The sequence below is a fragment of the Bradyrhizobium sp. YCK136 genome, from assembly GCF_044570075.1.
Classification (GTDB): Bacteria; Pseudomonadota; Alphaproteobacteria; order Rhizobiales; family Xanthobacteraceae; genus Bradyrhizobium; species Bradyrhizobium diazoefficiens.
This window is the reverse complement of record NZ_CP172424.1, coordinates 7362370-7388089: the sequence shown is the minus strand read 5'-3', so window position 1 is coordinate 7388089 and position 25720 is coordinate 7362370. Positions and strand designations below refer to the sequence as shown.

At 65.0% G+C, this 25720-nt stretch carries 25 protein-coding genes and 2 pseudogenes; 18 read left to right on the top strand and 9 right to left on the bottom strand.

The genetic code is table 11. From position 1 onward, the window contains the following. Position 1 precedes the first annotated feature (1 nt). The 3 genes from ACFLEY_RS35695 to hemC are packed head-to-tail and all read left to right on the top strand — an operon-like array spanning position 2 to position 3277. Positions 2 to 592, top strand: a complete 591-nt coding sequence (locus ACFLEY_RS35695) for a TetR/AcrR family transcriptional regulator (RefSeq protein ID WP_060910797.1) — start codon at positions 2 to 4, stop codon at positions 590 to 592. A gap of 52 nt (positions 593 to 644) precedes the next feature. Beyond that, complete coding sequence (locus tag ACFLEY_RS35690; protein WP_396604350.1) at positions 645 to 2270, top strand: GMC family oxidoreductase; 1626 nt, start codon at positions 645 to 647, stop codon at positions 2268 to 2270. Between the two features lie 26 nt (positions 2271 to 2296). Continuing rightward, positions 2297 to 3277 (top strand): hydroxymethylbilane synthase, encoded by a 981-nt coding sequence (hemC, locus tag ACFLEY_RS35685; RefSeq protein ID WP_082756057.1) that lies wholly within the window; start codon positions 2297 to 2299, stop codon positions 3275 to 3277. Between the two features lie 188 nt (positions 3278 to 3465). Here the strand turns inward: hemC and hemE are convergent, their stop codons facing one another. Further along, positions 3466 to 4500 (bottom strand): uroporphyrinogen decarboxylase, encoded by a 1035-nt coding sequence (gene hemE / locus ACFLEY_RS35680; RefSeq protein WP_060910799.1) that lies wholly within the window; start codon positions 4498 to 4500, stop codon positions 3466 to 3468. A gap of 106 nt (positions 4501 to 4606) precedes the next feature. Between hemE and ACFLEY_RS35675 the strand changes: the two genes are divergently transcribed. After that, entirely contained in the window at positions 4607 to 4822 is a 216-nt protein-coding gene (locus ACFLEY_RS35675; protein ID WP_396604349.1) for a hypothetical protein, read from the top strand. 172 nt (positions 4823 to 4994) lie between these two features. After that, positions 4995 to 6899, top strand: coding sequence for a diguanylate cyclase (locus ACFLEY_RS35670; protein WP_060910800.1), 1905 nt, complete (start codon positions 4995 to 4997; stop codon positions 6897 to 6899). 23 nt (positions 6900 to 6922) lie between these two features. Here ACFLEY_RS35670 and ACFLEY_RS35665 read toward each other — a convergent pair whose 3' ends face one another. Continuing rightward, entirely contained in the window at positions 6923 to 7141 is a 219-nt protein-coding gene (locus tag ACFLEY_RS35665; RefSeq protein WP_011085189.1) for a SlyX family protein, read from the bottom strand. Further along, on the bottom strand, positions 7131 to 7898 hold the full coding sequence (locus ACFLEY_RS35660) for a rhodanese-related sulfurtransferase (RefSeq protein ID WP_028175081.1): 768 nt from the start codon (positions 7896 to 7898) through the stop codon (positions 7131 to 7133). Before ACFLEY_RS35660 ends, ACFLEY_RS35665 begins: the two co-directional genes overlap by 11 nt. Before the next feature lie 198 nt (positions 7899 to 8096). Between ACFLEY_RS35660 and ggt the strand changes: the two genes are divergently transcribed. Together ggt and ACFLEY_RS35650 are read left to right on the top strand one after the other, a co-directional pair. Then, positions 8097 to 9683, top strand: a complete 1587-nt coding sequence (ggt, locus tag ACFLEY_RS35655) for a gamma-glutamyltransferase (protein ID WP_060910801.1) — start codon at positions 8097 to 8099, stop codon at positions 9681 to 9683. Positions 9684 to 9767: 84 nt separating this feature from the next. After that, on the top strand, positions 9768 to 10232 hold the full coding sequence (locus tag ACFLEY_RS35650; RefSeq protein WP_060910802.1) for an FKBP-type peptidyl-prolyl cis-trans isomerase: 465 nt from the start codon (positions 9768 to 9770) through the stop codon (positions 10230 to 10232). 157 nt (positions 10233 to 10389) lie between these two features. Here ACFLEY_RS35650 and ACFLEY_RS35645 read toward each other — a convergent pair whose 3' ends face one another. Continuing rightward, the gene (locus tag ACFLEY_RS35645) at positions 10390 to 10608 is read right to left on the bottom strand and encodes a CsbD family protein (RefSeq protein ID WP_060910803.1); all 219 of its coding nucleotides are present in this window, start codon (positions 10606 to 10608) and stop codon (positions 10390 to 10392) included. A 126-nt stretch (positions 10609 to 10734) separates the two neighbouring features. Here ACFLEY_RS35645 and ACFLEY_RS35640 point away from each other — a divergent pair, with 126 nt between their 5' ends. The 3 genes from ACFLEY_RS35640 to ACFLEY_RS35630 all read left to right on the top strand — a co-directional run bounded on the left by ACFLEY_RS35640 (position 10735) and on the right by ACFLEY_RS35630 (position 12340). After that, on the top strand, positions 10735 to 11247 hold the full coding sequence (locus ACFLEY_RS35640) for a cupin domain-containing protein (RefSeq protein ID WP_011085194.1): 513 nt from the start codon (positions 10735 to 10737) through the stop codon (positions 11245 to 11247). Positions 11248 to 11378: 131 nt separating this feature from the next. Then, positions 11379 to 11807, top strand: a complete 429-nt coding sequence (locus tag ACFLEY_RS35635; RefSeq protein WP_028175078.1) for a VOC family protein — start codon at positions 11379 to 11381, stop codon at positions 11805 to 11807. Positions 11808 to 11851: 44 nt separating this feature from the next. Then, positions 11852 to 12340, top strand: a complete 489-nt coding sequence (locus tag ACFLEY_RS35630; RefSeq protein ID WP_011085196.1) for a VOC family protein — start codon at positions 11852 to 11854, stop codon at positions 12338 to 12340. Between the two features lie 139 nt (positions 12341 to 12479). On the opposite strand, the gene ACFLEY_RS35625 is transcribed toward ACFLEY_RS35630, so the two are convergent. Together ACFLEY_RS35625 and ACFLEY_RS35620 are read right to left on the bottom strand one after the other, a co-directional pair. Next, positions 12480 to 13622, bottom strand: coding sequence for a hypothetical protein (locus tag ACFLEY_RS35625; protein ID WP_060910804.1), 1143 nt, complete (start codon positions 13620 to 13622; stop codon positions 12480 to 12482). 2 nt (positions 13623 to 13624) lie between these two features. Continuing rightward, a complete protein-coding gene (locus ACFLEY_RS35620; protein ID WP_060910805.1) occupies positions 13625 to 14326 on the bottom strand; it encodes a FecR domain-containing protein in 702 nt (233 codons plus the stop codon). Positions 14327 to 14377: 51 nt separating this feature from the next. Here ACFLEY_RS35620 and ACFLEY_RS35615 point away from each other — a divergent pair. Together ACFLEY_RS35615 and ACFLEY_RS35610 are read left to right on the top strand one after the other, a co-directional pair. After that, positions 14378 to 15807, top strand: a pseudogene (locus ACFLEY_RS35615) (phospholipid carrier-dependent glycosyltransferase). A 65-nt stretch (positions 15808 to 15872) separates the two neighbouring features. Continuing rightward, positions 15873 to 16667 (top strand): ATP-binding protein, encoded by a 795-nt coding sequence (locus ACFLEY_RS35610; protein ID WP_309142084.1) that lies wholly within the window; start codon positions 15873 to 15875, stop codon positions 16665 to 16667. Positions 16668 to 16846: 179 nt separating this feature from the next. On the opposite strand, the gene ACFLEY_RS35605 is transcribed toward ACFLEY_RS35610, so the two are convergent. Both ACFLEY_RS35605 and ACFLEY_RS35600 read right to left on the bottom strand, forming a co-directional pair. Next, entirely contained in the window at positions 16847 to 17863 is a 1017-nt protein-coding gene (locus ACFLEY_RS35605) for an IS630-like element ISRj1 family transposase (RefSeq protein ID WP_082756064.1), read from the bottom strand. Positions 17864 to 17905: 42 nt separating this feature from the next. Further along, positions 17906 to 18547: an OmpA family protein gene (locus ACFLEY_RS35600; protein WP_011085204.1), complete on the bottom strand. Its 642-nt coding sequence runs from the start codon at positions 18545 to 18547 to the stop codon at positions 17906 to 17908. A gap of 324 nt (positions 18548 to 18871) precedes the next feature. Here ACFLEY_RS35600 and ACFLEY_RS35595 point away from each other — a divergent pair, with 324 nt between their 5' ends. From ACFLEY_RS35595 to ACFLEY_RS35580, 4 genes and pseudogenes are all read left to right on the top strand, one after another. Next, complete coding sequence (locus ACFLEY_RS35595) at positions 18872 to 20260, top strand: caspase family protein (protein ID WP_060910807.1); 1389 nt, start codon at positions 18872 to 18874, stop codon at positions 20258 to 20260. 257 nt (positions 20261 to 20517) lie between these two features. Further along, positions 20518 to 20763: a hypothetical protein gene (locus ACFLEY_RS35590; RefSeq protein WP_060912949.1), complete on the top strand. Its 246-nt coding sequence runs from the start codon at positions 20518 to 20520 to the stop codon at positions 20761 to 20763. 121 nt (positions 20764 to 20884) lie between these two features. Beyond that, positions 20885 to 21139, top strand: a complete 255-nt coding sequence (locus ACFLEY_RS35585) for a hypothetical protein (RefSeq protein WP_060910808.1) — start codon at positions 20885 to 20887, stop codon at positions 21137 to 21139. A 115-nt stretch (positions 21140 to 21254) separates the two neighbouring features. Further along, positions 21255 to 22425, top strand: a pseudogene (locus ACFLEY_RS35580) (winged helix-turn-helix domain-containing protein). On the opposite strand, the gene ACFLEY_RS35575 reads toward ACFLEY_RS35580, so the two are convergent. Next, on the bottom strand, positions 22410 to 22850 hold the full coding sequence (locus ACFLEY_RS35575) for a DUF2809 domain-containing protein (RefSeq protein WP_060912950.1): 441 nt from the start codon (positions 22848 to 22850) through the stop codon (positions 22410 to 22412). The pseudogene ACFLEY_RS35580 and the gene ACFLEY_RS35575 overlap by 16 nt on opposite strands. An 80-nt stretch (positions 22851 to 22930) precedes the next feature. Here ACFLEY_RS35575 and ACFLEY_RS35570 point away from each other — a divergent pair, with 80 nt between their 5' ends. Both ACFLEY_RS35570 and ACFLEY_RS35565 read left to right on the top strand, forming a co-directional pair. Then, positions 22931 to 24262 carry an MFS transporter gene (locus ACFLEY_RS35570; protein ID WP_060910809.1) on the top strand — a complete coding sequence of 444 codons (1332 nt, stop codon included), beginning with the start codon at positions 22931 to 22933 and terminating at the stop codon, positions 24260 to 24262. A gap of 349 nt (positions 24263 to 24611) precedes the next feature. Beyond that, the gene (locus ACFLEY_RS35565; RefSeq protein ID WP_011085209.1) at positions 24612 to 25718 is read left to right on the top strand and encodes an efflux RND transporter periplasmic adaptor subunit; all 1107 of its coding nucleotides are present in this window, start codon (positions 24612 to 24614) and stop codon (positions 25716 to 25718) included. The last annotated feature ends 2 nt before the right edge of the window (positions 25719 to 25720 follow it).

Below are 25720 nucleotides of genomic sequence, written 5' to 3'. Positions count from 1 at the left end.
CATGGCGAAACAGGCGGAGCGGCGGGCGGCGACATCGGAGGCGATCCTGACGGCGGCGCGCCGCCTGTTCGGGACGCAAGGCTTTGCCGCCACCACCATGGACGAGATCGCGGAGGGGGCCTCCGTCGCCAAGGGGGCGGTCTATCATCACTTCAGGACCAAGGAGGCGGTTTTCGAAGCCGTGTTCGAACTGGTCTCGCGCGATCTCGTTGCGGAGATCGACAGCACCGCGCGGGCCGAGAGGGACGTGCTCGCCGCGATGGTCGCCGGCACCCAGCATTACTTTGCTGCGACCGCCAAGGGCCCGACCGGTCAGATCATCCTGCGCGACGGCCCGGCCGTGCTGGGCTGGGAGCGTTGGCGCGAGATCGACGCGCAGCATTTTGGCGGCAAGCTGCCGCGCGCGATCGCGGCCGCGATGGAGGCCGGCCTGATCGCGCGGCAGCCGGTCGAGCCACTGGCGCGGCTGCTGCTCGGTGCGGTCACGGAGGCTGCGGTCGCCTGCGCCGGACGCGCGGATATCGCAAGGGCGGGCGCGGAATATGCCCGTGCGTTCAAGTCGCTGGTCGAGGCGCTGCGTCTGCGCGCATGATCGTGGTAAGTGACGAAACGGAAACGCCCACCAACAAGAACACTGGCAAGACATGACCGCAAACTCCTCTCTCTCGCCGTCCGATCCCGAATTCGACTACATCATCGTCGGCGCCGGCTCCGCCGGCTGCGTGCTCGCCAACCGGCTGTCGGCGGAGGGCAAGCACAGCGTGCTGCTGCTCGAGGCCGGCCCGAAAGATTCCAACATCTGGATCCACGTGCCGCTCGGCTACGGCAAACTGTTCAAGGAGAAGAGCGTCAACTGGATGTACCAGACCGAGCCGGAGCCCGAGCTGAAGGGGCGCCAGGTGTTCCAGCCGCGCGGTAAGACGCTGGGCGGCTCGAGCTCGATCAACGGCCTGCTCTATGTTCGCGGCCAGCACGAGGACTATGACCGCTGGCGCCAGCGCGGCAACACCGGCTGGGGCTATGACGACGTGCTGCCCTATTTCAAGAAGGCCGAGAGCCAGTCGCGCGGCGCCGACCAGTATCACGGCAGCGGCGGCCCGCTGCCGGTCTCCAACATGACCGTGACCGATCCGCTGTCGAAGGCCTTCATCGACGCCGCGGTCGAGACCGGTCTGCCCTACAATCCCGATTTCAACGGCGCCACGCAGGAAGGCGTCGGCCTGTTCCAGACCACGACGCGCAACGGCCGCCGCGCCTCGACGTCGGTCGCCTATCTCGGCCCGGCGAAGACGCGCGGCAACCTCAGGATCGAGACCGAGGCGCTCGGCCAGCGCGTGCTGTTCGAGGGCCGCCGCGCCGTCGGCGTCGAGTATCGGCAGGGCGCAACTGTGCGCCGTGCCCGCGCGCGCAAGGAGATCGTGCTATCGAGCGGCGCCTACAATTCGCCGCAGCTGCTGCAACTCTCCGGCGTCGGCCCCGGCGATCTGCTGCGCAAGTACGGCATTGACGTGGTGCTGGATGCGCAAGGCGTCGGCCACGATCTCCAGGACCACATGCAGGTCCGCATCGTGATGCGCTGCTCGCAGAAGATCACGCTCAACGACACCGTCAATCATCCGCTCCGCCGCACGCTCGCCGGCGCGCGCTATGCGCTGTTCCGGAAGGGCTGGCTGACGATCGCGGCGGGCACGGCCGGCGCGTTCTTCAAGACCAGCCCGCGGCTCGCCTCGCCCGACATCCAGGTCCACTTCCTGCCGTTCTCGACCGACAAGATGGGCGAGAAGCTGCACGATTTCTCCGGCTTCACCGCCTCGGTCTGCCAGCTCCGCCCCGAAAGCCGCGGGACCTTGCGGATCCGGAGCGCCGACCCGACCGTGCCGCCGGAAATCCGCATCAACTACATGTCTACCGAGACCGATCGCACCACCAACGTCGAGGCCCTGAAGATCCTGCGCAAGATATTGAATGCGCCGGCGCTGAAGCCGTTCGTGGTCAGCGAATACGATCCCGGGGCGAAGGTATCCACGGATGGAGAGCTGCTCGATTATTGCCGCGAGCGTGGCAGCACCATCTACCATCCGACCTCGACCTGTCGTATGGGCAACGACGCGCTCGCGGTGGTGGACCAGCGGCTGAAGGTGAGGGGGCTCGAAGGCCTTCGCGTCGTCGACGGCTCGGTCATGCCGGACCTCGTATCGGGGAACACCAACGCGCCGATCATCATGATCGCCGAAAAGGCCTCCGACATGATATTGGAGGATGCGCGGTAAAACCCGCGCGAGAAGGAGCAGACAGTTTGGCTACGCGACTGAAGATCGGCACACGCAAGAGCGCGATGGCGCTGGCACAGACGGAAGAGATCGCGCGCCGCCTGACCGCCGCCGTGCCCGGTCTCGACGTCGAGATCGTCAAGTTCGACACCACGGGCGATCTCGACCAGACCAGCAAGCTGTTGCCGCATGGCGGCAAGGGCGGCGCCTTCGTGGCGCAGATCCGCGCCGCCGTCCTGTCGGGTGAGCTCCAGGCGGCGATGCATTCGCTGAAGGACATGCCGGGCAACGAGGACACGCCCGGCCTCGTCATCGGCGCCACGCTGTCGCGCGATCCGCCAAGCGATGCGCTGGTGCTGCGCGACGGCGTGACGCTGGAGGCGCTGCGCCAGTCGCGCGGCAAGGGTTTTAAAATTGGCACCAATGCCGTCCGCCGGGCCGCCTATGCGCGGCGGTTGTTCCCCGATGTAGAAGTGATCCACTTCCGTGGGGCTGCTGACACGCGCGTGCGAAAGCTCGACAATGGCGAGAAGCAGCGCCTGCCGGATGGCGGCGCGGTGGGGCCGGCCGATGCGCTGATCATGGCGCGCTCGGGCCTTGATCGCGTCGGTCTGGCGGGCCGCATCGCCTACGAGTTTACACCGGCGGAGATGCTGCCGGCGGCGGGGCAGGGCATCGTCGCCGTCGAATGCGCCGCGCAGGACTGGCAAACGCGAAAAATCCTGTCATCGATCGACGATCCCTCTGCGCACGCCTCCGCCGATGCCGAGCGCGAGGTGCTGTGGGTGCTGAATGGCCACTGCAATTCGCCGGTGGCGGGCTTCTCGACCATCGCCGGCGATCAGATGTCGCTCACCGCATCCGTGCTCGACCTCTCCGGCAACACCATCATCGAAGCCTCGCGCACAGGCCCCGCCAACCGGCCGCGTGAGCTTGGCCGTGCGGTGGGACTTGAATTGCTGGGGAAGGGCGCTGCCGAGATCATCGAGCGCAGTCGGCCGCGCTAGCCTGCTGCCAAACGCTCATCGGTGCGATCATGTAATTCTGCGCCTGTCTTGCCCGACGAGTCAAACGTGACCGCGGCAGGGCTCAGAACCATGCCGACCGAAATTCTCCAATGATTTGTACTGTGCATCTACTGTGCATGGGGTTGTTTTCGCGTTTTTTGTTTCCGCCGCGTCGGAGGCGGGACTTGTCACCCCCGCACGCGCTTCAGCATCTGCTCGACATGGGCGATCGGCGTTTCCGGCTGGATGCCGTGACCGAGATTGAAGATGAAGCGCCCTTGCGCAAAGTTCGCCAGCACGTTGTCGACCGCGCGGTCGAGCGCGGCCCCACCCGTGATCAGCACCAGCGGATCGAGATTGCCCTGCACGGCGACGCGTGATTGCACGCGCTCGCGGATGAAGGCCGGCTCCGCGGTCCAGTCGATGCCGACGCCGTTGACGCCGGTCGCCTCGACATAACCAGGCAATTGCGCGCCGGCGCCGCGGGGAAAGCCGATGATCTTCGCGTCCGGCACTTTTGTGCGCACGCCCTCGACGATGCGCCGCGTCGGCTCGACCGACCAGCGCGCGAACTCGGCGGGCGGCAGCACTCCGGCCCAGGTGTCGAAGATCTGCAAGGCATTGGCACCGGCTGCGAGCTGCGCCAGCAGATACTCGATCGAGTTGTCGACCAGCACGTCGATGATCTTCGCAAACGCGTCCGGATGCCGGTACGCCATCATCCGCGCCGGGGCTTGGTCGGGCGTGCCGTGGCCCGCGACCATGTAGGTCGCCACCGTCCACGGCGCGCCACAGAAGCCGATCAGCGCGGTCTTGGGATCGAGTGCGCCGCGCACGATCTTCAGCGCATCGAACACCGGCGCGAGCTTGCCGAAGTCGGCGCGCGGGGCGAGCGTGGCGACCTTCGCAGGATCATCCAGCGGCTCGAGCCGCGGGCCTTCGCCGACCTCGAAGCGCACGGAGCGGCCGAGCGCGTAGGGGATCACCAGGATGTCCGAGAAGATGATCGCCGCATCGAAGCCGAATCTCCGGATCGGTTGCAGCGTGACCTCGGCCGCAAGTTCCGGGTTGAAGCAGAGATCGAGGAAGCCGCCGGCCTTGGCCCGCACCTCGCGATATTCCGGCAAATAGCGGCCGGCCTGGCGCATCATCCACATCGGCGGGATGGCTTGGCGCTGGCCGGAGAGCACGTCGATGAAGGGCTTTGTCGCTGACTGGGGCACGAAGGATCCTGAGCAAGGTTACGGCTCCTGATACACCGCCGCGGCCTTCAGCGGAACAGGGGAACAAGCGCAATTGGGCCGCGTTGACCAACCAATGGAGGAGATCATGGTTGACTCATTCAATCCCGCGCCGCACGACAAGCACGCCGACGATCTGCATGAGGCACTCGTCGCCGATCGCCATGCCAAGCTCGATACCGGGCTCAAGGACAGCTTCCCGGCGTCCGATCCCGTGAGTGTCGCCCAGCCGACACCCTCGAAGGCCGATGCAGACGCGGACAATCCCTCGCTCTGGGACAAGGTTAAGGCCATCTTCAGCTAGCGGGAGGGGCGCCGGATTCCGATAGGTTCGCTAATACCCTGTTAGCGATGCGCTGATCCTTGCGTCCGTAGGACTACGGGAAAGCGCAGGTATCACGGTGTATTTCGGCAGTCATTTCAGAGTTCAATAACAGAAGCGGCAGAGTTTCCGAACGATCGGAGAACTCTGCCGCATGAGCGCTGCTACCCAACGAGCCGGATGGAGCCGCCTGCCGCTACGCGCGGCGGCGTTTGTCGTGCTGACCTGCGCGACCATCCTCGGCGTCAGCGCCTGGCGTGAATGGGCCGCTCGCGACGCGGTGCTCAAGGGCGCCGAGACCGAGATGGCGAACGTTGCGCGCTCGCTGACGCAGCATGCCGAGGACAGCCTCGATCTGCTCGATTCCGGCGTCGTCGGCGTCGTCAGCCGGCTGGAGATGGACGGCACCGACCCTGCCACGATCGCCAAGCTCAGAAACCTCATGGAGGTGCGCAAGAAGGCGACGGAGCGCGTGCACAGCTTCGCCATCATCGACGACCATGGCAACTGGCTGACCTCGCCCGGCACGATCGGCTCGACGCTCAGCGACGACGCGTTCTTCCGCCATCACCAGCTCTCCCCGAAACGAGAGGCCCATCTCGGCCGTCCCGTGAAGAGCCTGCTCGATGGCGAATGGGTCCTCACCCTGTCGCGCCGCTTCAACAAGCCGGACGGCAGCTTTGGCGGCGTGGTGCTCGCGACCATCAGCTCCGGATATCTGTCGCATTTCTACGAGCAGTTCGAGATCGGCCGCAACAGCTCCGTGGCGCTGACGCATGGCGACGGCCTGATCGTCGCGCGCTACCCGAGCAACGAGAAATTCGTCGGACGCAGCGTCGCCGACAAGCCGCTGTTCCGCAACCCGAGCCTGCAACGGCCGAGCGGCGCCTATCACTTCAAGTCGCCGCTGGACGGCGCCGAACGCGTCAGCTTCTTCAAGCGCTCTGGCCGCTATCCGTTCTTCCTGCTCGCGACCGTCGACAAGGACCAACTGCTGGCGCCCTGGCGCGCCGCCGCGATTTCCCGCATGCTGTATGTGCTCGCGCTGGTCATGTTGATCGCGATCATCGGCGCGGTGCTGGTGCGGCAGTTGCAGCGGGGCCAGCGCATGGCGGCGGCCCTGGTCGAGAAGGAAGCACATTTCCGCCTGCTCGCAGAAGGCTCCAGCGACATGGTGACCCGTATCGGGCTCGACGAGCGGCTGCGCTATGTCTCTCCCTCGTCGATCCGCGTCGTCGGCTGGCGGGCCAGCCAGCTGATCGGAACGCCCGCGCTCGCGGGCGTTCACGCGGACGACCTGCCGCAGGTCCAGGCCCTCGTCGATGCCATGAAGCGAGGCGAGAAGGACGAGGTGCGCGTCACCTATCGCAACTCGCACCGGCAGAAGGGCGAAGTCTGGCTCGAATCGACCATGCGGGTGACACGCAAGGACAACGGCAGCGTCGACGGCGTGGTCGCGATCTCGCGCGACATCACCGAGCAGAAGACGCTGGAAACCAGGCTCGAGACGCTCGCGACCGAGGACAGCCTCACCGGGCTTGCCAACCGCCGCTGCTTCGACGACCGGCTGAACGACGAATGGGCGCGTGCCTATCGCGACCGCTCCAGCCTCGCCCTGCTCATGATCGACGTGGATCATTTCAAGGCCTACAACGACGAATATGGCCATCCCGCGGGCGACGCCTGCCTGCGCGTGGTCGCAAAGATCCTCGCGGCCGAGATGCACCGCGCCGGCGATCTGGCGGCGCGCTACGGCGGCGAGGAATTCGCCATGCTGCTCCCCAATACCGATGCGGCCGGCTGCGCCCGGATCGGCGAGCGGATCCGCGGGGCCATTCACCAGGCAGGCCTCGTCCACGCCTCGAGCCCGATTTCGGCATCTGTGACCGTTTCGCTTGGCGGCGCGACCTGCCGGCCGTCGTTCGAGCGCACCGCAGGGTCCGCTTCGCTGGTGGAGGCCGCCGACCGCGCGCTCTACGCCGCCAAGGATATGGGCCGTGACCGGCTGATGATGTCGGGCGAGGTCATGAACCTGCTGCCCAAAGCGTCCGGTCAGTAAGGGCCGTCCGGCAGCAATATCGCTCAATAATGCGGCGGGCGCTCGTTGGCGGGGCCCGGCGCATTCGTCTCGGCCTCCTGCAGCCGCTCACTGAGCTGCGCGATCTGCCGCGTCAGCGCGTCGATCTGCTTCCACTGCGCGGTGATGGTCTGGTTCAGCGTCTCGATCGTGTCGTCCTGGTAGGCGAGGCGTGTCTCCAGCGTGTCGATGCGCTCGCTCAGCGTCTTGATCTCATTGGTCACGTGTTGCGTCCTTGTCCCGTTCCCGCAGTCCGTGGCCGAGCGCGACGCGCTCGTCGAACACGAAGCATTCGCCGCGCCAGCGGCTCTGCGCTTCCGGCACTTCTTCCAGATATTTCAGGATGCCGCCCTTGAGGTGATAGACCTCGGCAAAGCCGCGCGCGAGCAGGTGCGCGCTCGCCTTCTCGCAGCGGATGCCTCCGGTGCAGAACATCGCGATCCTGCGGTGTTTTGCCGGATCGAGCCGTTCCGCGGCAAAGTCCTTGAACTGGCCAAAGCTCTTGATACCGGGATCGACCGCGCCCTCGAACGTGCCCATCGCCACCTCGAAGGCGTTGCGGGTGTCCAGCACCAGCGTGTCCGGCGCCGCGATCAGCGCGTTCCAGGCGGCGGCATCGACATAGGTGCCGACCTGCCGGGTCGGATCGGCAGCCGCGTCCCCGAGCGTGACGATCTCCTTCTTCAGCCGCACCTTGAGCCGGCCGAACGGCATCGCCTCGGCGGTCGAGAATTTCAGCTCGAGATTGTCCAGCCGGCCGCCGAACATGACGCCATGGGCGAGTTCATGAGCGAAGGTGTCGATGGCGTCAGGTGCGCCGGCGATCGTGCCGTTGATGCCCTCCTGCGCCAGCAGCACGCTGCCCTTCAGCGCCAGGCCAGCGCAGAACGCGCGCAGCGGCTCGCGCAGCTCGCGGTAATCGGGCAGGGCGGCGAACTGGTAGAAGGCGGCGACCTTGGTGACCGAATTCTTGTCAGACATGGGGCTCGTTTAGCAGGCGGCCGGCGCCCAGAAAACCCGCATGGCCGGAGCTTGCAAAAGGTCTATACGTCCAGCGGATGGCAGCCATTTCCCTGGCATGCCAGCATTGCCCCGGCGGGCGGGAATGTGTCATGTAAGCCCGGTTTTTCCGAGAGGGCGCGCCGTGCGCGTGCACGGCCCAAGAGAGCAAGAATTCGCATGAGAAACTTCCATTTCCCCGGCAGGTCCACGGTTCACGCCACCAACGCGATGGTGGCGACCTCGCATCCGCAGGCCTCGCTGGCCGCGATCGAGGTGCTGCGCGAGGGCGGCACGGCAGTGGACGCGGCTGTGGCCGGCTCGGCCGTGCTCGGCGTGATCGAGCCGCAATCGACCGGCATCGGCGGCGACTGCTTCGCGCTGATCCAGCCGCGCGGTGAAGGCAAGATCATCGCCTATAACGGCTCCGGCCGGGCACCGAAGGCGGCGAATGCCGACTGGTATCTCGAGCGCAAGATCACGTCCGTGCCGCTGACCTCGGCGCACGCGGTCTCGATCCCCGGCGTGATCGACGCCTTCGCGACCGTGCTGCGCGATCACGGCAAGTTCGGCTTCGACCGCCTGCTCCAGCCCGCGATCAAGGCGGCCGAGGAAGGCTACGTCGTCGCCCCCCGCATCGCGTTCGACTGGAAGAACCAGTTCGAGAAGCTGAAGGGCGGCACCAACACCGTGCGTTACCTGTTGCCGGGCGGCAAGCCGCCGGTGGCCGGCGACATCATCCGCCAGGCCGAGCTCGGCAAGACGCTGCGCGCGATCGCCAAGGACGGCCGCGACGCCTTCTACAAGGGCGCGATCGCGGAAGACATGGTCGAGACCCTGCGCGGCATCGGCGGCCTGCACACGCTCGACGATTTCGCCGCGCATACCACCGAAGTGACGACGCCGATCGGCACCATGTACAAGGGCTACGACGTCTGGCAGTGCCCGCCGAACGGCCCGGGCGTCACTGAGCTTCTGATGCTCAACATCCTGTCGCGCTTCGACCTGACCAAGTATGCGCCCGTCAGCGTCGAGCGCTTCCATCTCGAGGCTGAAGCCGCGCGCATCGCCTACATGAACCGCGAGATGCATGTCGCCTCGCCCGACCACATGAAGATCAACGTCGCAGAGATGCTCGAAAAGGGCTTTGCCGACGAGTACATCAGCAAGATCCGCATGGACGGCATGCTCGACCTGCCGAACGTCGCGCCGCCGATGAACCCCTCGACCATCTACATCACGGTCGTGGACAAGGACCGCAACGTCTGCTCGTTCATCAATTCGGTCGCGCATTCCTTCGGCTCGGCGATCGTCTCGAACAAGACCGGCGTGCTGCTCCAGAACCGCGCCGGTGGTTTCCGCATCCAGCCGGGCCATCCGAACTGCATCGAGGGCGGCAAGCGCCCGCTCCACACGATCATGCCGGGCCTGCTCACCAAGGGCGGTCGTTCCACGATGCCGTTTGCGGTGATGGGCGGCCAGTACCAGCCGACCGGCCAGACCCATCTATTGACCAACATCCTCGACTATGGCTGCGACGTGCAGGAGGCGATCGACATGCCGCGCGGCCTGCACTACGAGGGCCAGTACCAGCTCGAGGACAGCGTGCCGGCCGACATCGTCGAGGGCCTGAAGAAGCTCGGCCACAAGACCACCAGCGTGGTCGGCCCGCTTGGCGGCGCCCAGGCGATCTGGATCGACTGGGACAAGGGCACGCTCACCGGCGGTTCCGATCCGCGCAAGGACGGCTGCGCGCTCGGCTATTGATCGAGGGCCAGAGCTGCAACGTTACGGCTGGAAACTGCACCCTCGTTGCGCTAGACACCTCCCGCCTCAAACGGAAGGTGTCTTATGCAGCGTTTCCAGCGCGTGCTCCTCGCCATCATGTCGGCACTCGCGATCACCGTGATCGCTGGCGTGTCCGATTTCGTTTCCACCACGGCCTCGGCCCAGACCGCAGGAAAGACCATGACCACAGCTTCAGGCTTGCAAATCATCGACACCGCCGTCGGCACCGGCGCCTCGCCGCAGCCCGGCCAGATCTGCGTGATGCACTATACCGGCTGGCTTTATGAAAACGGCCAGAAGGGCAAGAAATTCGACTCCTCGGTCGATCGCAAGGAGCCGTTCGAGTTTCCGATCGGCAAGGGCCGCGTGATCGCCGGCTGGGAGGAGGGCGTCGCCTCGATGAAGGTCGGTGGCAAGCGCACGCTGATCATCCCGCCGCAGCTCGGCTATGGCGCGCGCGGCGCCGGCGGCGTGATCCCGCCGAACGCGACGCTGATGTTCGACGTGGAATTGCTCGCGGTGAAGTGACGGCGCAGCCGTCATTCCGAGGCGATGCGTTAGCATCGAGCCCGGAATCTCGAGATTCCGGGTCTGGTCCTTCGGACCATCCCGGAATGACGGTCAAATGGACAAAACAAAAAGACCGGCCTTGCGGCCGGTCTTTTCGTTTGCAGCTCTGCGCGCGTCACTCTGCCGCGCGCCTCGCTGCAGCCGCGGCGCGATCGATCGCTTCCTTCGCGGCGTCCTTGGCATCGCCCATGGCCTGCTGGCCCTTGCCCTTCACCTCCTGGACTGCGCCTTCGCCCTTCAGGCGGTCGGAACCGGTTGCCTCGCCGATGCCCTGCTTGGCCTTGCCGATCGCCTCGTTGGCGTTGCCTTTGATCTTGTCGGTCGTGCTACCCATGAGACTCTCCTTCCAGTTCTATCGCGGGGACAACACGGGACGACTACGAGCGTTCCTTTTTTGGTATGGCTTGATGCCGCGGCTTTGGTTAGTTTGCCGCGCACGGAACCAACAGAAAGCAAGATCATGACGGGCCATGACCACACGCATTCCCACCATGCACACGATCATGACGATCGCTGGAAACATGACGGCGTGCGCGTCATTCCCGGCAACCAGCTCGATACCAACGTGCCGTCGACGGCCGGCATGGACCGCGCGGCCGCCATCAACTTTGCACGCGTCGGTGCGCAGAAATTGTGGGCGGGCACGGTCAGCATCAAGCCCGACGCCAAGACCGGTGCACATCACCACGGCCATCTCGAAAGCGTCATCTATGTGGTGAAGGGCAAGGCGCGGATGCGCTGGGGCGAGAGCCTGCAATTCACCGCGGAGGCCGGCCCCGGCGATTTCATCTTCGTTCCGCCCTACGTGCCGCACCAGGAGATCAACGCCAGCCCCGACGAGGTGCTGGAATGCGTGCTGGTGCGCAGCGACGGCGAGGCGGTGGCGATCAATCTCGATATCGAGCCGGTCGAGAAGCCGGAGACCGTGCTGTGGATCGATCCGGTGCACCGGGACCCGAACGAGAAGAAGTAAGCCCGGCCCGGGCCTGCCGGTTCTGTGCGACAGAACTACGGCAGGCGGGCCTGAAAAAAATATCCGGAAGCCGTGTCGGATGGCCGTCTGTCTGTCCGTCCTTGGGCAGAACCCCGCCCAAGGAGCTTCCGATGCCCAAGATGATCTTCGTCAACCTGCCGGTGACCGACCTCAAGCGCGCCACGGCCTTTTATGAGGCGGTCGGCGCGGTCAGGAACCCGCAGTTCTGCGACGATACGGCGAGCTGCATGGTCTTCTCCGAGACCATTTTCGCCATGCTCCTGACCCACGATAAATTCCGCCAGTTCACACCCAAGCCGATTGCGGATGCGAAGACCTCGAACCAGGTGCTGCTCTGCCTGTCGGCCGACAGCCGCGACGAAGTCGACGCCATCGTCGGCAAGGCCGAGGTCGCGGGCGGGGTGGCCGATCCCAGCCCGAAGGATGAGTACAGCTTCATGTACGGCCGCAGCTTCGAGGATCCGGATGGCCATATGTGGGGTGTGAATTGGATGGACCTCGCGGCATTCGCCGCGCAGTCCGAGATGGCGAACGCCTGATCGAAAATCCGAGAGCATTGAAAACCTGAAGAGGAGCGTTCTCCATGTCCAAGCTCGTGCCCTGCATGTGGTTCAACGGCGATGCCGAGGAAGCCGCGAAGTTCTACGTCTCGCTCGTTCCGAATTCGGAGATCACGCACGTCCAGCGCAACGTTTCGGACGGCCCATCCGGCAAGACAGGCTCCGTGCTCGTCGTCGAGTTCACGGTGGCCGGGCAGCCCCTGGTCGCGCTCAACGGCGGCATGAAGATGGAGTACACCCACGCGATCTCGCTGATGATCCATTGCGACGACCAGGCCCAGGTCGACAGCGTCTGGAACGCCTTCATCGCCCATGGCGGCAAGGAAGAGCAGTGCGGCTGGCTCAGGGATCGCTGGGGCGTGGCCTGGCAGGTCGTGCCGAAGGTGATGTTCGAATTCCTTACGAGCCCCGACAAGGCCGCGGCCGCGCGCGCGATGCAGGCCATGATGAAGATGGTGAAGCTCGACGTCGCCGTGTTGCGTCAGGCGTTCGAGGGCAAGTCGGCGGCATGACGGCGGCACAGGTGCTGTAGGGTGGGCAAAGGCGCTATTGCGCCGTGCCCACCATCTGTCCCCAGTTGAGAGAGGAGTGGTGGGCACGCTTGCGCTTTGCCCACCCTACGAGACCGGGGCTGCGCGTACCAAGCCGCCGCTAATAATTAATCCTTAGCCCCACGCCGCCGTGGATGGTGTTCCCCACCGGCTGCGGACCCAGCGTGCCGTTGGCGAAGAGGTCCACGATCCAGCCCTTCTGCACGCGGAAGCCGAGGCGGCCGCCATATTCGAACCAGCCCTGGTTGCCCATGGTCGGCACCACCATGCCGTCGCCAGTCACGGTGGCGACGATGCCGCTATGGCTGGCGAACGCCTGCACCCAGCCGCCGTTGATGTTGGCCTCGATGTTGCTGCCGAAGAGATGCGTCCACTGGCCGCCGATCTTGACCAGGCTGGTGCGGTCGGTGCCGGTCGCGATCGTGGCGTCGAACGGATTGAACGCCACGGCGCTGTCCGAATAACCGGACACGCGCTGCCAGAGCTGCCAGACCTCGATCGAGGCGGCGACCTCGTCGCGCGGCGAGACGCGGCTCATCCAGCCGGCGCGGCCGTAGACGGCGTAGTTGGAGGCGTTGGTGGAGCTCGTGACGCTCACCGGGCCGAGGCTGGTGTTGTAGCTGCGGGTGTAGCGCGCCTTCTCCCACGGCGTCAGGATCGTGCCGATGTCGAAGAACGGGCGCGACGAGCCCCAATCGGTGAAATCATAGCGCAGCGCGAAGGCGCCGATCGGTGCGCTGGTGATGTTGTAGCCACCCTCGCTGTATTGCGTGTAGGCGATGCCGGCGAGCAGCGACAGATTGTTGGTCAGCTCCTTGCGGCCGTGGATGCCGGCCGAGAACGAGCCGGCCGAGCCGAACGCGCTGATGCAGTCGCTGCAATTGACCTGCTCGTTGACGCCGAGCAGCACCGTGCCGAGCACCCGGTTGGTGATCATCTGGTTGAAGCGCTGGTTGGCGAGACCGCCGATCGAGTTGCCGCTGGAGTCAGCGCCGGTCGGCGTCGGGCTCGGCGCGGGATACGGACTCGACGACGGATACGGGCTCGGTGACGGATACGGGCTCGGGGACGGCGCCGGCGAGGGCGAATATGTCGGTGACGGGGTGGGCGTCGGTTCGCCGCACTCGGACTCGCAGGCCGCCTGCGCAGCCGCTGGACGGGCATCGAACGCGACGAGCGCAAACGCAGCCATTGCGGTCAGCACGCCGGCGAGAATGAAGCGCCTCAGGTGGAGTTTCGCCATCGTCACCGTCCGCACAGCATGCCGTCGTCATGGACGGCGGGCGTGATGGTCGGCGAGGCGTTGGCATATTGGTTGACTGAGCATAGCCCGGCATTCGCGGCGCAGGTCGCGGCAAAGGTCCAGGGCGGCGTGTTGGTCTTGGTGATGCTGACCTTGCCGCCCGTCGAGGTGATGACCGCGGTATCGCCGGGCTGGGTGAGCTGCACGCACTGGAAGCTCGTCGTGCAGACGCTGGCCGCGCCGTCCTGAAGCACGACGACGGACCGGCCGCGCTGGGACAGGATGTCGAGCGTGGTGCCGCGCACGCCGATGGTCGCGAGCGGCGTCGTGATCTTGTAGGCGGTCTTCTCGGAATGTCCGGTGACGAAGCGGAATGCGCCTGTCGTCATGCGGATCGCGACGTCGCGATAGCTGTGCTCGTCGTTGAAGACGGTGCGGTCGAGCTTCAGCGTGGCGCTGGGACCGAGCGACAGATTGGTGCTGTCGGCCATGACGAAGCGCGCCGCGCTGTCGGCGCCGGTGCGCACGGTCTCGTCGCGCAGCATGCTGTCTCCGACGCTGATCGGCGTCGTGGTCGCGGCGACGCGCACCACCTCGTTCTGGATCACGACGGCTTCGCCGACGCGCGTCTGCGCCTGCGCGCAGGGCGCCGCGCACACTGCGGCCGACAACAGAGAGAGGAAAAGCCAGAAACGCAAATTCATTTCGCAACCGATCGATGTGTCCCTGATCGTACCGGATCGCGCGCGCTTGCGATGTGGCGAAATTATCACAAGCGGCGCGGGACATGCGCTATGCTTAGTGACAGTTGCGGCAGAATGCGTTCAATGAAAAGCGTCATCCATAGTTTTCTCCGCGGTGAAGCAGATTTGCCACGCAAAACATCCCCACAAAAGCCGCTTGAATTGCCTGCGGTTCCGAAGATGTCGCGGAGCGCAGTGATTGCTGTCGCAATTTTCCTGATGGCGCATCTGGCGCTGCTGATCGGTCTTACCGCGCCGGAGAAGTTCGTTTTCGACGAGGTGCATTACGTCCCGGCGGCGCGGCAGATGCTTGCGCCGGTGATGTCGCAGCCGATGCTCAATCCGATGCATCCGCCGCTGGCCAAGGAGCTGATCGCCGCGTCGATTGCGACGTTCGGCGATAACGCGCTCGGCTGGCGCTATCCGGCGACCTTGTTCGGCGCGCTTGCGATCGTCGCGATCTATCTGTGCGGCCTCGCGCTGTTTGCCGCGCAAGGGCCCGCGGTCGCCGCGGCGCTGATCGCGGCCTTCAACCAGATGCTCTACGTGCAGGCGCGCATCGCGATGCTCGACATCTTCGCGCTCGGCTTCGGACTGCTCGCGACCGCCGCCTTCATGCATGGCTTTCGCAGGGAACGGCCGCATGCGCTGTTCGCGCTCGCGGGCAGCCTGTTCGGCTGTGCTGCGGCCTGCAAATGGAGCGGCCTGTTTCCGCTCGGCATCTGCATCGTCATCGTCGCGGTGATCCGCCTGATGCAGGGCTGGCGCACGCTGTTCGCCGACGCAAGACCGGACGATTGGTATCGGCCCGACCTCTGGCCCGACTTCAGGGCGCCGCATGTCGCGCTCTGCTTCGCGGTGCTGCCGGCGATGACATATCTTGCCGCTTTCATTCCGCTTTATGGATTGTCGCTGCCCGATCTGATCGAGGGGCAGCGCCGGATCTTTGCCGACAACACCACCACTGCGATCGCCGGCCACACCTACATGAGCTCGTGGCCATCCTGGCCGCTGCTCGCCCGTCCGGTGTGGTTCCTGTTCGACAAGACGGCGGAGGACAGCGTGTCGGCTATCGTCTTCCTCGGCAACCCGCTGGTGCTGTGGCCGGCGCTGGCCGCGCTCGCGATCGTGCTGCGCGACGTCGTCGTCGCGCGCCGCTGGGACGCGTTCCTGATCGCGGCGTTCTATTTCGGCCCGTGGCTCGCCTGGGCGCTGCTGCCGCGCACGCTGGGTTTCATCTACTATTATCTGCCGGCCGCGACAGCGGCGTCGCTTGCGCTGGTCTATGTGCTGCGCCGGAACGGCCTGCCGCGCTGGTTGCTTTGGGCCTATGTCGGCCTCGCCGCGATCGGATTTGCGATCATGCTGCCGATCTCCGCAGCCTTATCGGAACGTCGATGCAGAGCTTCAACCGGCTGATGCTGTTCCAGAGCTGGATCTAGTGCCCGCTCGCGTGCATAGGCCCCGGTAGAATTCTCTTGCGCTGCGGCAGGCCTTCGCCGATCCGGTGCAGCTCGAATCGGCGATCCTCAACCTCGCGCTCAACGCTCAGGACGCGATGGTATCAGGCGGGCGCCTGACCATCTCGACGGCGAACGCATCGCTCGATGTGGGCGATCACAACACGCATCCCGACGTCGGGCCGGGCGAGTATATCGTGATTGCCGTGACCGACACCGGTTCCGGCATGCCGAGGCGGGTGCTGGAGCGGGCGTTCGAGCCCTTCTTCACCACCAAGGAGGTCGGCAAGGGCAGTGGGCTCGGGCTCAGCATGGTCTACGGCTTCGTCAAGCAATCCAACGGCCATGTCACGATCTACAGAGAGCCGGGCCTGGGGACGACCGTGCGGATCTATCTTCCGGCCGTGCTGGCGAAGACGCAGAGCGCGCCGCTGGCGGTCGAGAAGGAGGTGGTGCAGAGCGGCTCCGAAACCGTGCTGGTGGTCGAGGACGATCCGTTCGTCCGCTCCTATGCGGTGATGAGCCTGGAGAGCCTGGGCTACAGGGTGATCTCCGCGGTCGACGGCAAGGAGGCGCTCCAGACGCTCGCCGCAGCGCCGCACATCGACCTGCTGTTCACCGATGTCGTGATGCCCGGAGGCGTGAACGGCTGGGAGCTTGCAGGGCTCGCGCGCAAGGCAAGGCCCGAGATGCGCGTGCTGCTGACGTCGGGTTACGCCCTCGAAACACTGGCGGCGAACGGTCACGTCCAGCAGGGCGCCCCGATCCTTGAAAAGCCTTACCGCAAGGCGGAGCTTGCGCGCTTGGTGCGGGAGGCACTCGCCGCAGCGGTGCCGGTCTGAGCCGGGGTCCGCCTGCCGCGCGGGCGGCGGGCGGTGGGTCGGCACTACAGCGCGATGAGATTGAAATGAATCGTCATCGCGCTGTAGTTCATTGTCTGAGCATGGTCTTTTCGGAAAGCCGCTGCGCACTTTGCGCTAGCGCGGCCCTCCGGGTCCGGATCATGCTCTAGTACCCGGAATCAGAGCTGAGTGATACGGCGGCCTTTGAAACGGCGTTGACGGACCTTTTTCTTGGTCCAGACGAAGGGCTCGGCTCTGTCGTTGTATGCGTTGACGTAGGCATCGATGTGTTCCTGAAGCTGCTTGAGGCTCGTGAAGGAGGTGCCGCTGAGCGACTGCCCCTGCAAGATGGAAAACCATACTTCGACCTGATTGAGCCATGACGCACTTGTCGGCGTGAAATGAAATTGCACGTTGGGGTGGGCCTTGAGCCAGTCCTCGTTCTTTTTATGGGTGTTGAGGTTGTCGAGGATGACGTGAAGCTTGCGGTTCGGAAAAGCCGCGGTGACGCTGTTCATGAAATCGAGAAACTCGACGCGGCGCCGGCGTTTTGAGTGGGTCGCGATGATCTTTCCGGTGGCGACTTCGAGCGCCGCAAACAATGTTGTGGTGCCATGCCGCTTGTAATCGTGGCTTTGGCCGGTCAAGGCGCGGCCATTGGGCAACTTCAGATAACCCTGCGCTCGCTCCAAAGCCTGGATCGAGGGCTTCTCGTCCACGCACAGCACAATGGCCTTCGCCGGCGGCGCGACATAGAGGCCGACAACATCGGCGGCTTTGGCCGTAAAGTTCGGGTCGTTGCTCTCGCACCAGGACTTGCGAGCCACCAGGTCAATCTTGTGGCTGCGCAGGAACCGCCAGACATATTGGACATCGACATCGCCCAGCGCCTCGGCCAGCAGGGGGCCGGTCCAGCGCGCAAACCCTTGCGGTGGCGGCTTATCCAGCAGCTTCAGAATCCGCTTGTCGGTCGTCTTCGTATAGATCGGCTGCTTGCCAGGCCGCGGCTTGTCTTGCAGCCCTTCAAGGCCATGGTCGGCATAGCGATGCCGCCAAAGGCTGACAATCCGCGGCTGGACCCCAACTTCCTTGGCGATCGACCGGGTGCTGCGCCCATCCGCCGCCAACAGAACTATCCGCGCCCGCTTCAAATCGCGCTGCAACGTCACCGGTGAGCGACAGCACGCCTCAAGCACCTTGCGATCTTTCCTCGAAAGGTGGACTTCTCTTGCACTAGATCATTTCGACGCGGTCTTGGTGTCCATGTTGACGACCTGAACGCGGCGGTTGATCGGGTCGGCGCCGTTGGCGGTATCCTTCAGCTTGGTCTTGCCGTAGCCGACGGTGACGAGATCGGTGCCGTTGAGGCCGTAGTTCTGCACCAGGTACTTCTTGATGGTGTCGGCCCGACGTTCGGAGAGCCCTTGGTTGTACTCTTCGCCGCCGATCGCGTCGGTGTGTCCGGCGACCACGAAGGTCGAGCCCTTCAGCGCCGGGTCGGAGAGCGCCTTGCCGAGCGCCTGCACTGACGGCACCGACGTCTTGGCGATGTCGGCCGAGTTGTAGTCGAACTGGATCTCCAGATCGATCTTCGGCTTGGTCGCAGCCAACTCGGCGATCTGCTCGCGTTCGCCGGTCGAGAGCGACCGGGTCGAGCGGTTGCGCACGGTGTTCAGGAACGTCGCTTCCTTGGCCTGCACCGCCGGATCGGCCTGCGGACCGGCGGACAGACCGCGGGTCACCGGCTTCGGCTTCAACGCATCCAGGATCTTGTCGGAAGAGATGTTGTTGTCGCCGGCCAGTGCCAGGCCCGCCGTCATTGACAGCGCGGCCGTGAGCGTAATCGCCTTCAGTGCAAAAAACTTATCAAAACGGGTCATTGTGGTATCCTCGCTGTTACGCCTGATGACGATTTGATGCTGCGAGCATAGGGCAGGTTCAAAGCCCCCGATGTGATCCTGGTCACGGTGGCTGCAGGAGCCTGCGGGCTCATCCTAGCGCACTTTGCGCCGTTTCGGAGTGCGCGACCGGGCTGCTTTGCTTCCGGAGGGAAGGTCAGGCTCGGCAGGCCAGCAATTATCGTCGCGTCTTCTTTGAGGCCGGTTCGATCCTTCACAACCCAAACGTGATCTAAATCACATTTCTCTTCCGTGGAAGAGATCACACTGGGGGCGTCGGTGGTTCTTGATCTCTGGAGAAAGACCATGCGTTTCCTGATCGCGGCAGTGTCCTTCGCAGCCTTCGTCTTCAGCGGTAACGCGGCGTTCGCCGACAAGCGCGTTGCCTTCGTGGTCGGCAACGCCGCCTACAAGAATGTCCCACAGCTTCCAAACCCCGCGATCGACGCCAGGTCGATGGCACGGGTGCTGCGCAATGTCGGCTTCGACGTGGTCGAGGGTAGTAACCTCAGCCGCGACGCCATGACGGCGAAGCTGCTCGAGTTCGGCAAGAAGAGCGAAGGCGCCGATGTGGCGCTTTTCTTTTATGCCGGCCACGGCATCGCTGTGAACGGCACCAATTACCTGCTGCCTGTCGACGCCGACCTCAAATCCGAGATGGACGTCAAGCTGGGCGCTGCCATCAACGTCGATCTGACGCTGGAGCAGACCATGGCGGATGCCAAGGTGAAGCTGGTGTTCCTCGATGCCTGCCGCGACAATCCCTTCGCCGCAAAGATCCGCTCGGCCAGGGCGACGCGGTCGGTCAATGTCGCGAGCGGCCTTGCCGAGATGAAGTCGGGCGAGGGCACGCTGATCGCGTTCGCAACCGGCCCCGGCCAGACCGCGCTCGACGGCGAAGCCGGCACCAACAGCCCGTTCACCCGCGCGCTTCTCGCCAATATCGCCCAGCCCGGCATCGAGATCCAGCAAGCGATGACCAGGGTCCGGGCCCAGGTCAACGACGAGACCAACAAGGCGCAGCTGCCTTGGGGCCACACCAATCTCACCGGCACGGTCTATCTCAATCCGGCGGCCATGGCAGCGCCCGATGCCGCAGCGTCGGCATCCGTCGTCGCGCAGGCCGGCGAGGTCGAGCTCGAGTTCTGGCGCTCGATCAAGGACACCAACAAGGTCGAGGAGTTCAACGCCTACCTCACCAATTATCCGAACGGCACCTTCAAGCCGCTGGCGCTCGCCCGCATTGCCGCGCTCCAGGACGGCCCCTCGACGACGACGCGCAACCTCACTGCCGGCGTCGATCCCGCGACCTTCACGGATACGGCCGACCAGGTGTCCGAAGACCAGATCGGTCTCGACAAGAACCAGCGCCGCGACGTGCAGCGCCGCCTCACCGGCCTCGGTTTCGACGTCAGGGCGACCGGCAAGTTCGACGAGGAGACCCGCACCGTGATCAAGCGCTGGCAGGCGGCGCGCGGCTATCCCACGACCGGCTATCTCAACAAGCTTCAGCACAAGGCGATGCAGTCCGAGATCGTCTCTGCCCGCGTTACCGCCTCCGACGAGTCCGAGGACGAACCCGCCCGTCGCCGCGCGTCCGGTGGTGGCGGCCGCCGTGCTCACGGCAGTGGCGGTGGCATGGGCGGGCCGGGCGGCTTGTTCGGCCACATGATGGGCGGCCTGTTCCGGCGGTAGTTCGGCGAACGGCGATGCGTGAAGGCAGCTCGATCCCGCGGGCCGCTTCCGCTTTGGAAACCCTTGCACACCGATGGCCGCAAAGCCGTCTCCGCAGGGCCCGCTCGCGAACAAGAAATCGGCCAGATGCACGCCTAGCAGAGTTCTTCGCCATCAACCGCAGACGAAGGGGAGCCGAGTTCCATCCAGTGCCGAGGCCGAGTGATTATCAGTCCTATCGCAGCGGCCCGCCGGATCGGTCTGTGTCCCTGAGCTCCATGCCCATCTATATCGGCGCGGCGATGATCGCGGTGGCGATCCTGCTGTCGACCCTGATCACGGGCCTGACCTCCCGCTATGTCGGCCTCGACGGGCCGAACGACGAGAACATGTGGCTGGTCGATCGTCTCACCGGCAGCGTCTATCGCTGCCAGGCGGAGGGGCGCGGCAAGGCCTCGTGCGAGCCCGATATCGCCACCGGTAGCCTCAGCGATCGGCCCAGAGCGCCGAAAGACGGCCGTTGAGGCCCTTCGTCTTCGCAGCGCAGCAAGAAAATTGCCTTCTCCGCGAAACGTCCGCGCGAGAGAATACGTAATTGCGAAGGCCGGCATGACGCCGGTTTCGTTTTACGGAGGAGACTTTTCTATGAAGATGTTGCTCACGACCGCAGCTTTTGTCGCGTTCACTCTTTCGTTGTCCCCCGCCTCCGCCGCCATGATGGCGTGCACCGGCGAGAACATGATGAAATCGACGGCCATGATGATGGGCACCGCCGACACGCCGGCCAAGATGGTGGCCAACAAGGAAATGGCCATGGCCAACACCGACATGAGCAACGGCAAGATGAAGAGCGGCTGCATGCATTACATGAAGTCGCAGAAGGCCATGATGGCGAAGTAGGCCTCGTTCATGCCGAACGGCCGCGCTGTCAGCAGATGGCAGCGCGGCATTTTCTTTTGTTGCTCCTGGTCCGCTGCTTTCTCCCGGTGCGAATCCCGCTACATTGCTTCCTGCAATGTCACGCGCGCCCAAACCGATCCCACTCACCACGACACAGGCCCGGCAGATCTGGCTGCACGCCCAGCGGCTGGATGAGCGCACCCCGTTCGGCGAGGGTGCGCAGGCCGTTGCGGATGCGACCGCTCATCTCGGCTACGTGCAGATCGACACCATCAACGTCATCGAGCGCTGCCACCACCACATCCTGTTCAGCCGCATTCCGTCCTACCGCCGCGCCGATCTGCGCCAGGCCCAGAGCGTCGACAGGAGCGTGTTCGAATACTGGACCCATGCGCTGTCCTACATCCCCTCGAACGATTTCCGCTTCTTCCTGCCGGCGATGCGCGAGCACCGGCGCGAAGGGCACAAATGGTTCGCCTCGGTGAAGCCGGCCGACACGCGCAAGGTGATGCGGCTGGTGCGTGCCGGGCCGCTGACGATCCGCGACATCGAGGACGACGTGCTCACCGAGAAGGAGCATCTGTGGCAGAGCCGCAAGCCCTCGAAGCGCGCGTTGCAGCTTGCCTTCTACACCGGCGCCGTGACCATCAGCGAGCGCCAGGGCATGCTCAAGACCTACGAGCTGATGACGCGCCATTTCGGCTGGGACAAGCTGCCGAAGCCGGCATCGGCAAAGGACATCACGGCCTATCTGCTCGATCGTGCGCTGCGGTCGCAGGGCGTGGTGAGTCTCGATTCGGTCTGTCATCTCGACGCGCCGAGCAAGAAGGCGGTCGCGCGCCTGATTGCCGCGTGCGTGCGTCCGTCGCGGCGAGCTCGTCCCTGTCGCGATCGACGGCGCCGGCAAGCAGGAGCATTGGGCGGCGCCCGCGGTGCTGGAGGCCGGCGGTGAGGGGCCATCGCCCGATCTCGTCCACATCCTCTCGCCGTTCGATCCCCTGATCATCCAGCGCAAACGCACCAGTCTCATTTTCGGCTACAACCATCTGTTCGAGGCCTATGTGCCGAAGGCCAAGCGCAAGCTCGGCTATTTCGCGCTTCCGGTGCTGGTCGGCGACGAGATCGTCGCCGCGCTCGATCTCAAGACCGACCGGCAGGCGAAGAAGCTCCTGATGCAGAAATGGACCTGGGTCGGGGAGGGGAGGAAGACCGCGGGGCGCAAGGAGCTCAAGCGTGTGATCGAGGAAGAGCTCGATCGCTTCGAGCGGTTTCAGCTGGCGGATTGAGCGAGGCTGCGCCTCTCAACGAGCCGATCGATCCAGACGCCGAACGCAATCCCAGCTGCGTAGGCGACCAGATTCCACAGCGAGAAGATGCGCCCGAGCAGCAGTGCGCCGGCCGTGGTGAGCCGGAACGCATCGAGCCACGGCGTGTGCACCAGCCGGGAAAATTCGACGACCACCGCGATCGCCGCCGCGATGGCTGCAAGCTGCATCCGCGACAGCCTTGGCAGCAAAACCCCGACCAGCACGAACACCATCGTGGCCCACAACAGCGAGCCGCCATACTTCACGACGAAGGCGGGAAGGCCGAGCGGGAAGCCGTACCAGCGCAGGGACAGTCCGCAGGCGATCACGACCAGCGCCAGCCCGGCCCGGACCAGGGATGTCCGAAGCGGCGCTATGGGTTTGACCGGCTGCGCCCCATGCATTGCTTGCTCCATTGACTCTTTCGCGGCGATGCTCAAAACCCCGGATCAGCCCATAAAAGCAACAACCCCGGGGGGAAGCCATGAGCCAGACCACGACCTATGCCGGTTCCGCCGGCACAGCCAAGACGGAAATCGAGACCTCGACCATCCGCGCCATCTCCTGGCGCCTGATCCCGTTCCTGGTGCTGGCCTACTTCTTCTCCTATCTCGACCGCGTCAATCTCGGCTTCGCCGCGCTGACCATGAACGCGGAGCTGAAATTCACGCCGCTGATCTTCTCCTGGGGCGCCGGCATCTTCTTCATCGGCTATTTCATCTTCGAGGTGCCGAGCAATCTGGCGCTGGAGAAGTTCGGGGCCAGCCGCTGGATCGCCCGCATCATGGTGACCTGGGGCATCATCTCGGCGCTGATGGCGATGGTCAGCGGCGTGACGAGCTTCTACGTCCTGCGCTTCCTGCTCGGCGTCGCCGAAGCCGGGTTCTTCCCCGGCATCATCCTCTATCTCACCTATTGGTATCCGGCCGAGTATCGTGCCCGCTTCCTCGCGGCCTTCGCCATCGCCGTCCCGGTCTCGACCGTGATCGGTGCGCCGGTCTCGGGCCTCTTGCTCGGGCTCGACGGCGTGATGGGGCTGAAGGGCTGGCAGTGGCTCTTCATCATCGAAGGCATCCCCTCGGTGCTGCTTGGCATCGTCACCTGGTTCTACCTCACCGACAGGCCGGAGAAGGCGGATTGGCTCTCGGCCGAGCAGAAGGCCTGGCTCAAGGCGAAGCTCGATTCCGAAATTGCCGCCAAGCAGGCGGTGAAGCATCTGTCGCTCGGCGAAGCGCTGTCCTCGCCGAAGGTGATCGCGCTCAGCCTGATCTATTTCGGCTTCGTCGGCGCGCTCTATGGCATGCAGTTCTGGCTGCCGCAGATCGTGAAAGCGTTCGGTCTCACCAATGCCCAGACCGGCTTCGTCACCGCGATCCCGTATCTGTTCGGCACCATCGCGATGATCCTGTGGGCGCGGCATTCCGATGCGACGCGCGAGCGCGTGATGCATGTCGGCGCGCCGCTGCTGCTCACCGCGGTCGCGCTCGGCGTCTCCTCCTACCTCACCGACCCCACCCTGACGATGGTGGTGCTGACGGTGGCCGCGATCGGCGTGTTCTGCTGCTTCGGCGTGTTCTGGACGCTACCGACCGCCTGGCTGTCCGGCACGGCCGCGGCCGGCGGCATCGCCCTGATCAACTCGATCGGCAACCTCGCCGGCTTCGGCGGGCCGTATTTGATCGGCTGGGTCAAGGAAGCCACCGGCCAGACCTCGACCGGACTGCTGGTGCTCGCGGTGCTGCCCCTGCTCGCCGGCATCCTGGTGTTTGTCGGCGGCCACGACAGCAAGCACGAGTTCGCCGGGCAGGGGCGGTAAAGCACCACTCACGACTGCGTAGCCTGGATGGAGCAAAGCGAAATCCGGGACCACGCGCACGATGCTCCAAAAGGCCCCGGATTGCGCTGCGCCCATCCGGGCTGCGAGCTGTCTCCTCCAACGTGGCCCTGGCGAAAGCCAGGGCCCATACTCCGCGGCTCCTCTTGGGGCACGCGGGGAGACGGCCTCTTCCAGCAACCGAGTTCAGGGGTAATGGGCCCTGGCTTTCGCCAGGGCGACAGGGATCACTACCCCTTAACGATCAGGCTTTCCTGATGACTGACGATTATTGACTTTTATCAGTGATTAGTCGACATTCCTCTCATTGCAGTCGCAGGAGTGTCCTCCGATGTTCGTCCGGTCGGTTTTATCCAGCTATTCCAAGCTCTTGGCGGGTGTGTCGCTGGCCCTGATGGCCGCGGCGCTGGCCGGGTGCAATGACACCGTCGCCGAGAAGGCCGAGCCTCCGCGGCCGGTCCTGGTCGCGACTGCGCATTATGATGCAGAGACCCCGGAGCGCAGCTTCGTCGGCACCGTCAGGCCCCGGATCGAGAGTGACCTCGGCTTCCGCGTCGCCGGCAAGGTCGCCAAGCGCCTCGTGGAGGTCGGCCAGACCGTCGAGATCGGCCAGCCGCTCGCCACCCTCGACGAGGTCGACCTGAAGCTCCAGGCCGAGCAGTCCGTGGCCGAGCAGACCGCTGCGACCGGCGTGCTGGCCCAGGCCGCCGCCGCCGAGCAGCGCGCCAAGGATCTGAAGGCCAAGGGCTGGACCACGGACGCGCAGATGGATTCGAGCCGCGCCGCCGCCGATGAGGCCCGCGCACGGTTGAACCGGGCCGAGCGCTCGGTCGAGCTGACCAAGAATTCCCTTTCCTACGCGACGCTCAACGCCGACGCCCGTGGCGTCGTCACCGCAACGCTGATCGAGCCCGGCCAGGTGGTTGCCGCAGGCCAGGCTTCGATCCGTGTCGCCCGCTTTGCCGAGAAGGAAGCGGTCGTCGCGATCCCTGAGACGCTGGTCGGACGTGCTAAGTCGGGCGCCGCCAGCGTCACTCTTTGGTCGGAGCCGGGCAAGAAATATACGGCCAAGCTGCGCGAGATCGCGCCCACCGCGGACACCGCCACGCGCACCTATCTCGCAAAGTTCTCGCTGCCCGAGGCCGACGACAAGGTTTCGCTCGGCATGACCGCGACGCTGACGCTGTCGGACGCCGCCACCGAGCGCGTCGCGCGGCTGCCGCTGTCGGCGCTGTTCAACGAAGGCGGTAAGCCCTCCTTCTACGTCGTCGACGACAACGGCGCGGTGACGCTGAAGCCGGTGGTGGTGAAGTCCTACGAGAGCAACGACGTCATCATCACCAGCGGTGTCGAAGAGGGCGCCAGGATCGTCGCTCTCGGCGTGCAGAAGCTCGATCCGGGCCAGAGGGTGCGGGTCGTCTCGTCACTGTCTTTCTAGGG

Coding starts and splice junctions, on each gene's coding strand:
- ACFLEY_RS35650 (WP_060910802.1), top strand. CDS start 9,768: ATGCAGCGTTTCCAGCGCGTGCTCCTCGCCATCATGTCGGCACTCGCG.
- ACFLEY_RS35660 (WP_028175081.1), bottom strand. CDS start 7,898: ATGTCTGACAAGAATTCGGTCACCAAGGTCGCCGCCTTCTACCAGTTC.
- ACFLEY_RS35640 (WP_011085194.1), top strand. CDS start 10,735: ATGACGGGCCATGACCACACGCATTCCCACCATGCACACGATCATGAC.
- ggt (WP_060910801.1), top strand. CDS start 8,097: ATGAGAAACTTCCATTTCCCCGGCAGGTCCACGGTTCACGCCACCAAC.
- ACFLEY_RS35695 (WP_060910797.1), top strand. CDS start 2: ATGGCGAAACAGGCGGAGCGGCGGGCGGCGACATCGGAGGCGATCCTG.
- ACFLEY_RS35620 (WP_060910805.1), bottom strand. CDS start 14,326: ATGAATTTGCGTTTCTGGCTTTTCCTCTCTCTGTTGTCGGCCGCAGTG.
- ACFLEY_RS35645 (WP_060910803.1), bottom strand. CDS start 10,608: ATGGGTAGCACGACCGACAAGATCAAAGGCAACGCCAACGAGGCGATC.
- ACFLEY_RS35595 (WP_060910807.1), top strand. CDS start 18,872: ATGCGTTTCCTGATCGCGGCAGTGTCCTTCGCAGCCTTCGTCTTCAGC.
- ACFLEY_RS35670 (WP_060910800.1), top strand. CDS start 4,995: ATGAGCGCTGCTACCCAACGAGCCGGATGGAGCCGCCTGCCGCTACGC.
- ACFLEY_RS35570 (WP_060910809.1), top strand. CDS start 22,931: ATGAGCCAGACCACGACCTATGCCGGTTCCGCCGGCACAGCCAAGACG.
- ACFLEY_RS35635 (WP_028175078.1), top strand. CDS start 11,379: ATGCCCAAGATGATCTTCGTCAACCTGCCGGTGACCGACCTCAAGCGC.
- ACFLEY_RS35630 (WP_011085196.1), top strand. CDS start 11,852: ATGTCCAAGCTCGTGCCCTGCATGTGGTTCAACGGCGATGCCGAGGAA.
- ACFLEY_RS35565 (WP_011085209.1), top strand. CDS start 24,612: ATGTTCGTCCGGTCGGTTTTATCCAGCTATTCCAAGCTCTTGGCGGGT.
- ACFLEY_RS35590 (WP_060912949.1), top strand. CDS start 20,518: ATGCCCATCTATATCGGCGCGGCGATGATCGCGGTGGCGATCCTGCTG.
- ACFLEY_RS35690 (WP_396604350.1), top strand. CDS start 645: ATGACCGCAAACTCCTCTCTCTCGCCGTCCGATCCCGAATTCGACTAC.
- ACFLEY_RS35600 (WP_011085204.1), bottom strand. CDS start 18,547: ATGACCCGTTTTGATAAGTTTTTTGCACTGAAGGCGATTACGCTCACG.
- ACFLEY_RS35585 (WP_060910808.1), top strand. CDS start 20,885: ATGAAGATGTTGCTCACGACCGCAGCTTTTGTCGCGTTCACTCTTTCG.
- ACFLEY_RS35625 (WP_060910804.1), bottom strand. CDS start 13,622: ATGGCGAAACTCCACCTGAGGCGCTTCATTCTCGCCGGCGTGCTGACC.
- ACFLEY_RS35675 (WP_396604349.1), top strand. CDS start 4,607: ATGGTTGACTCATTCAATCCCGCGCCGCACGACAAGCACGCCGACGAT.
- ACFLEY_RS35575 (WP_060912950.1), bottom strand. CDS start 22,850: ATGCATGGGGCGCAGCCGGTCAAACCCATAGCGCCGCTTCGGACATCC.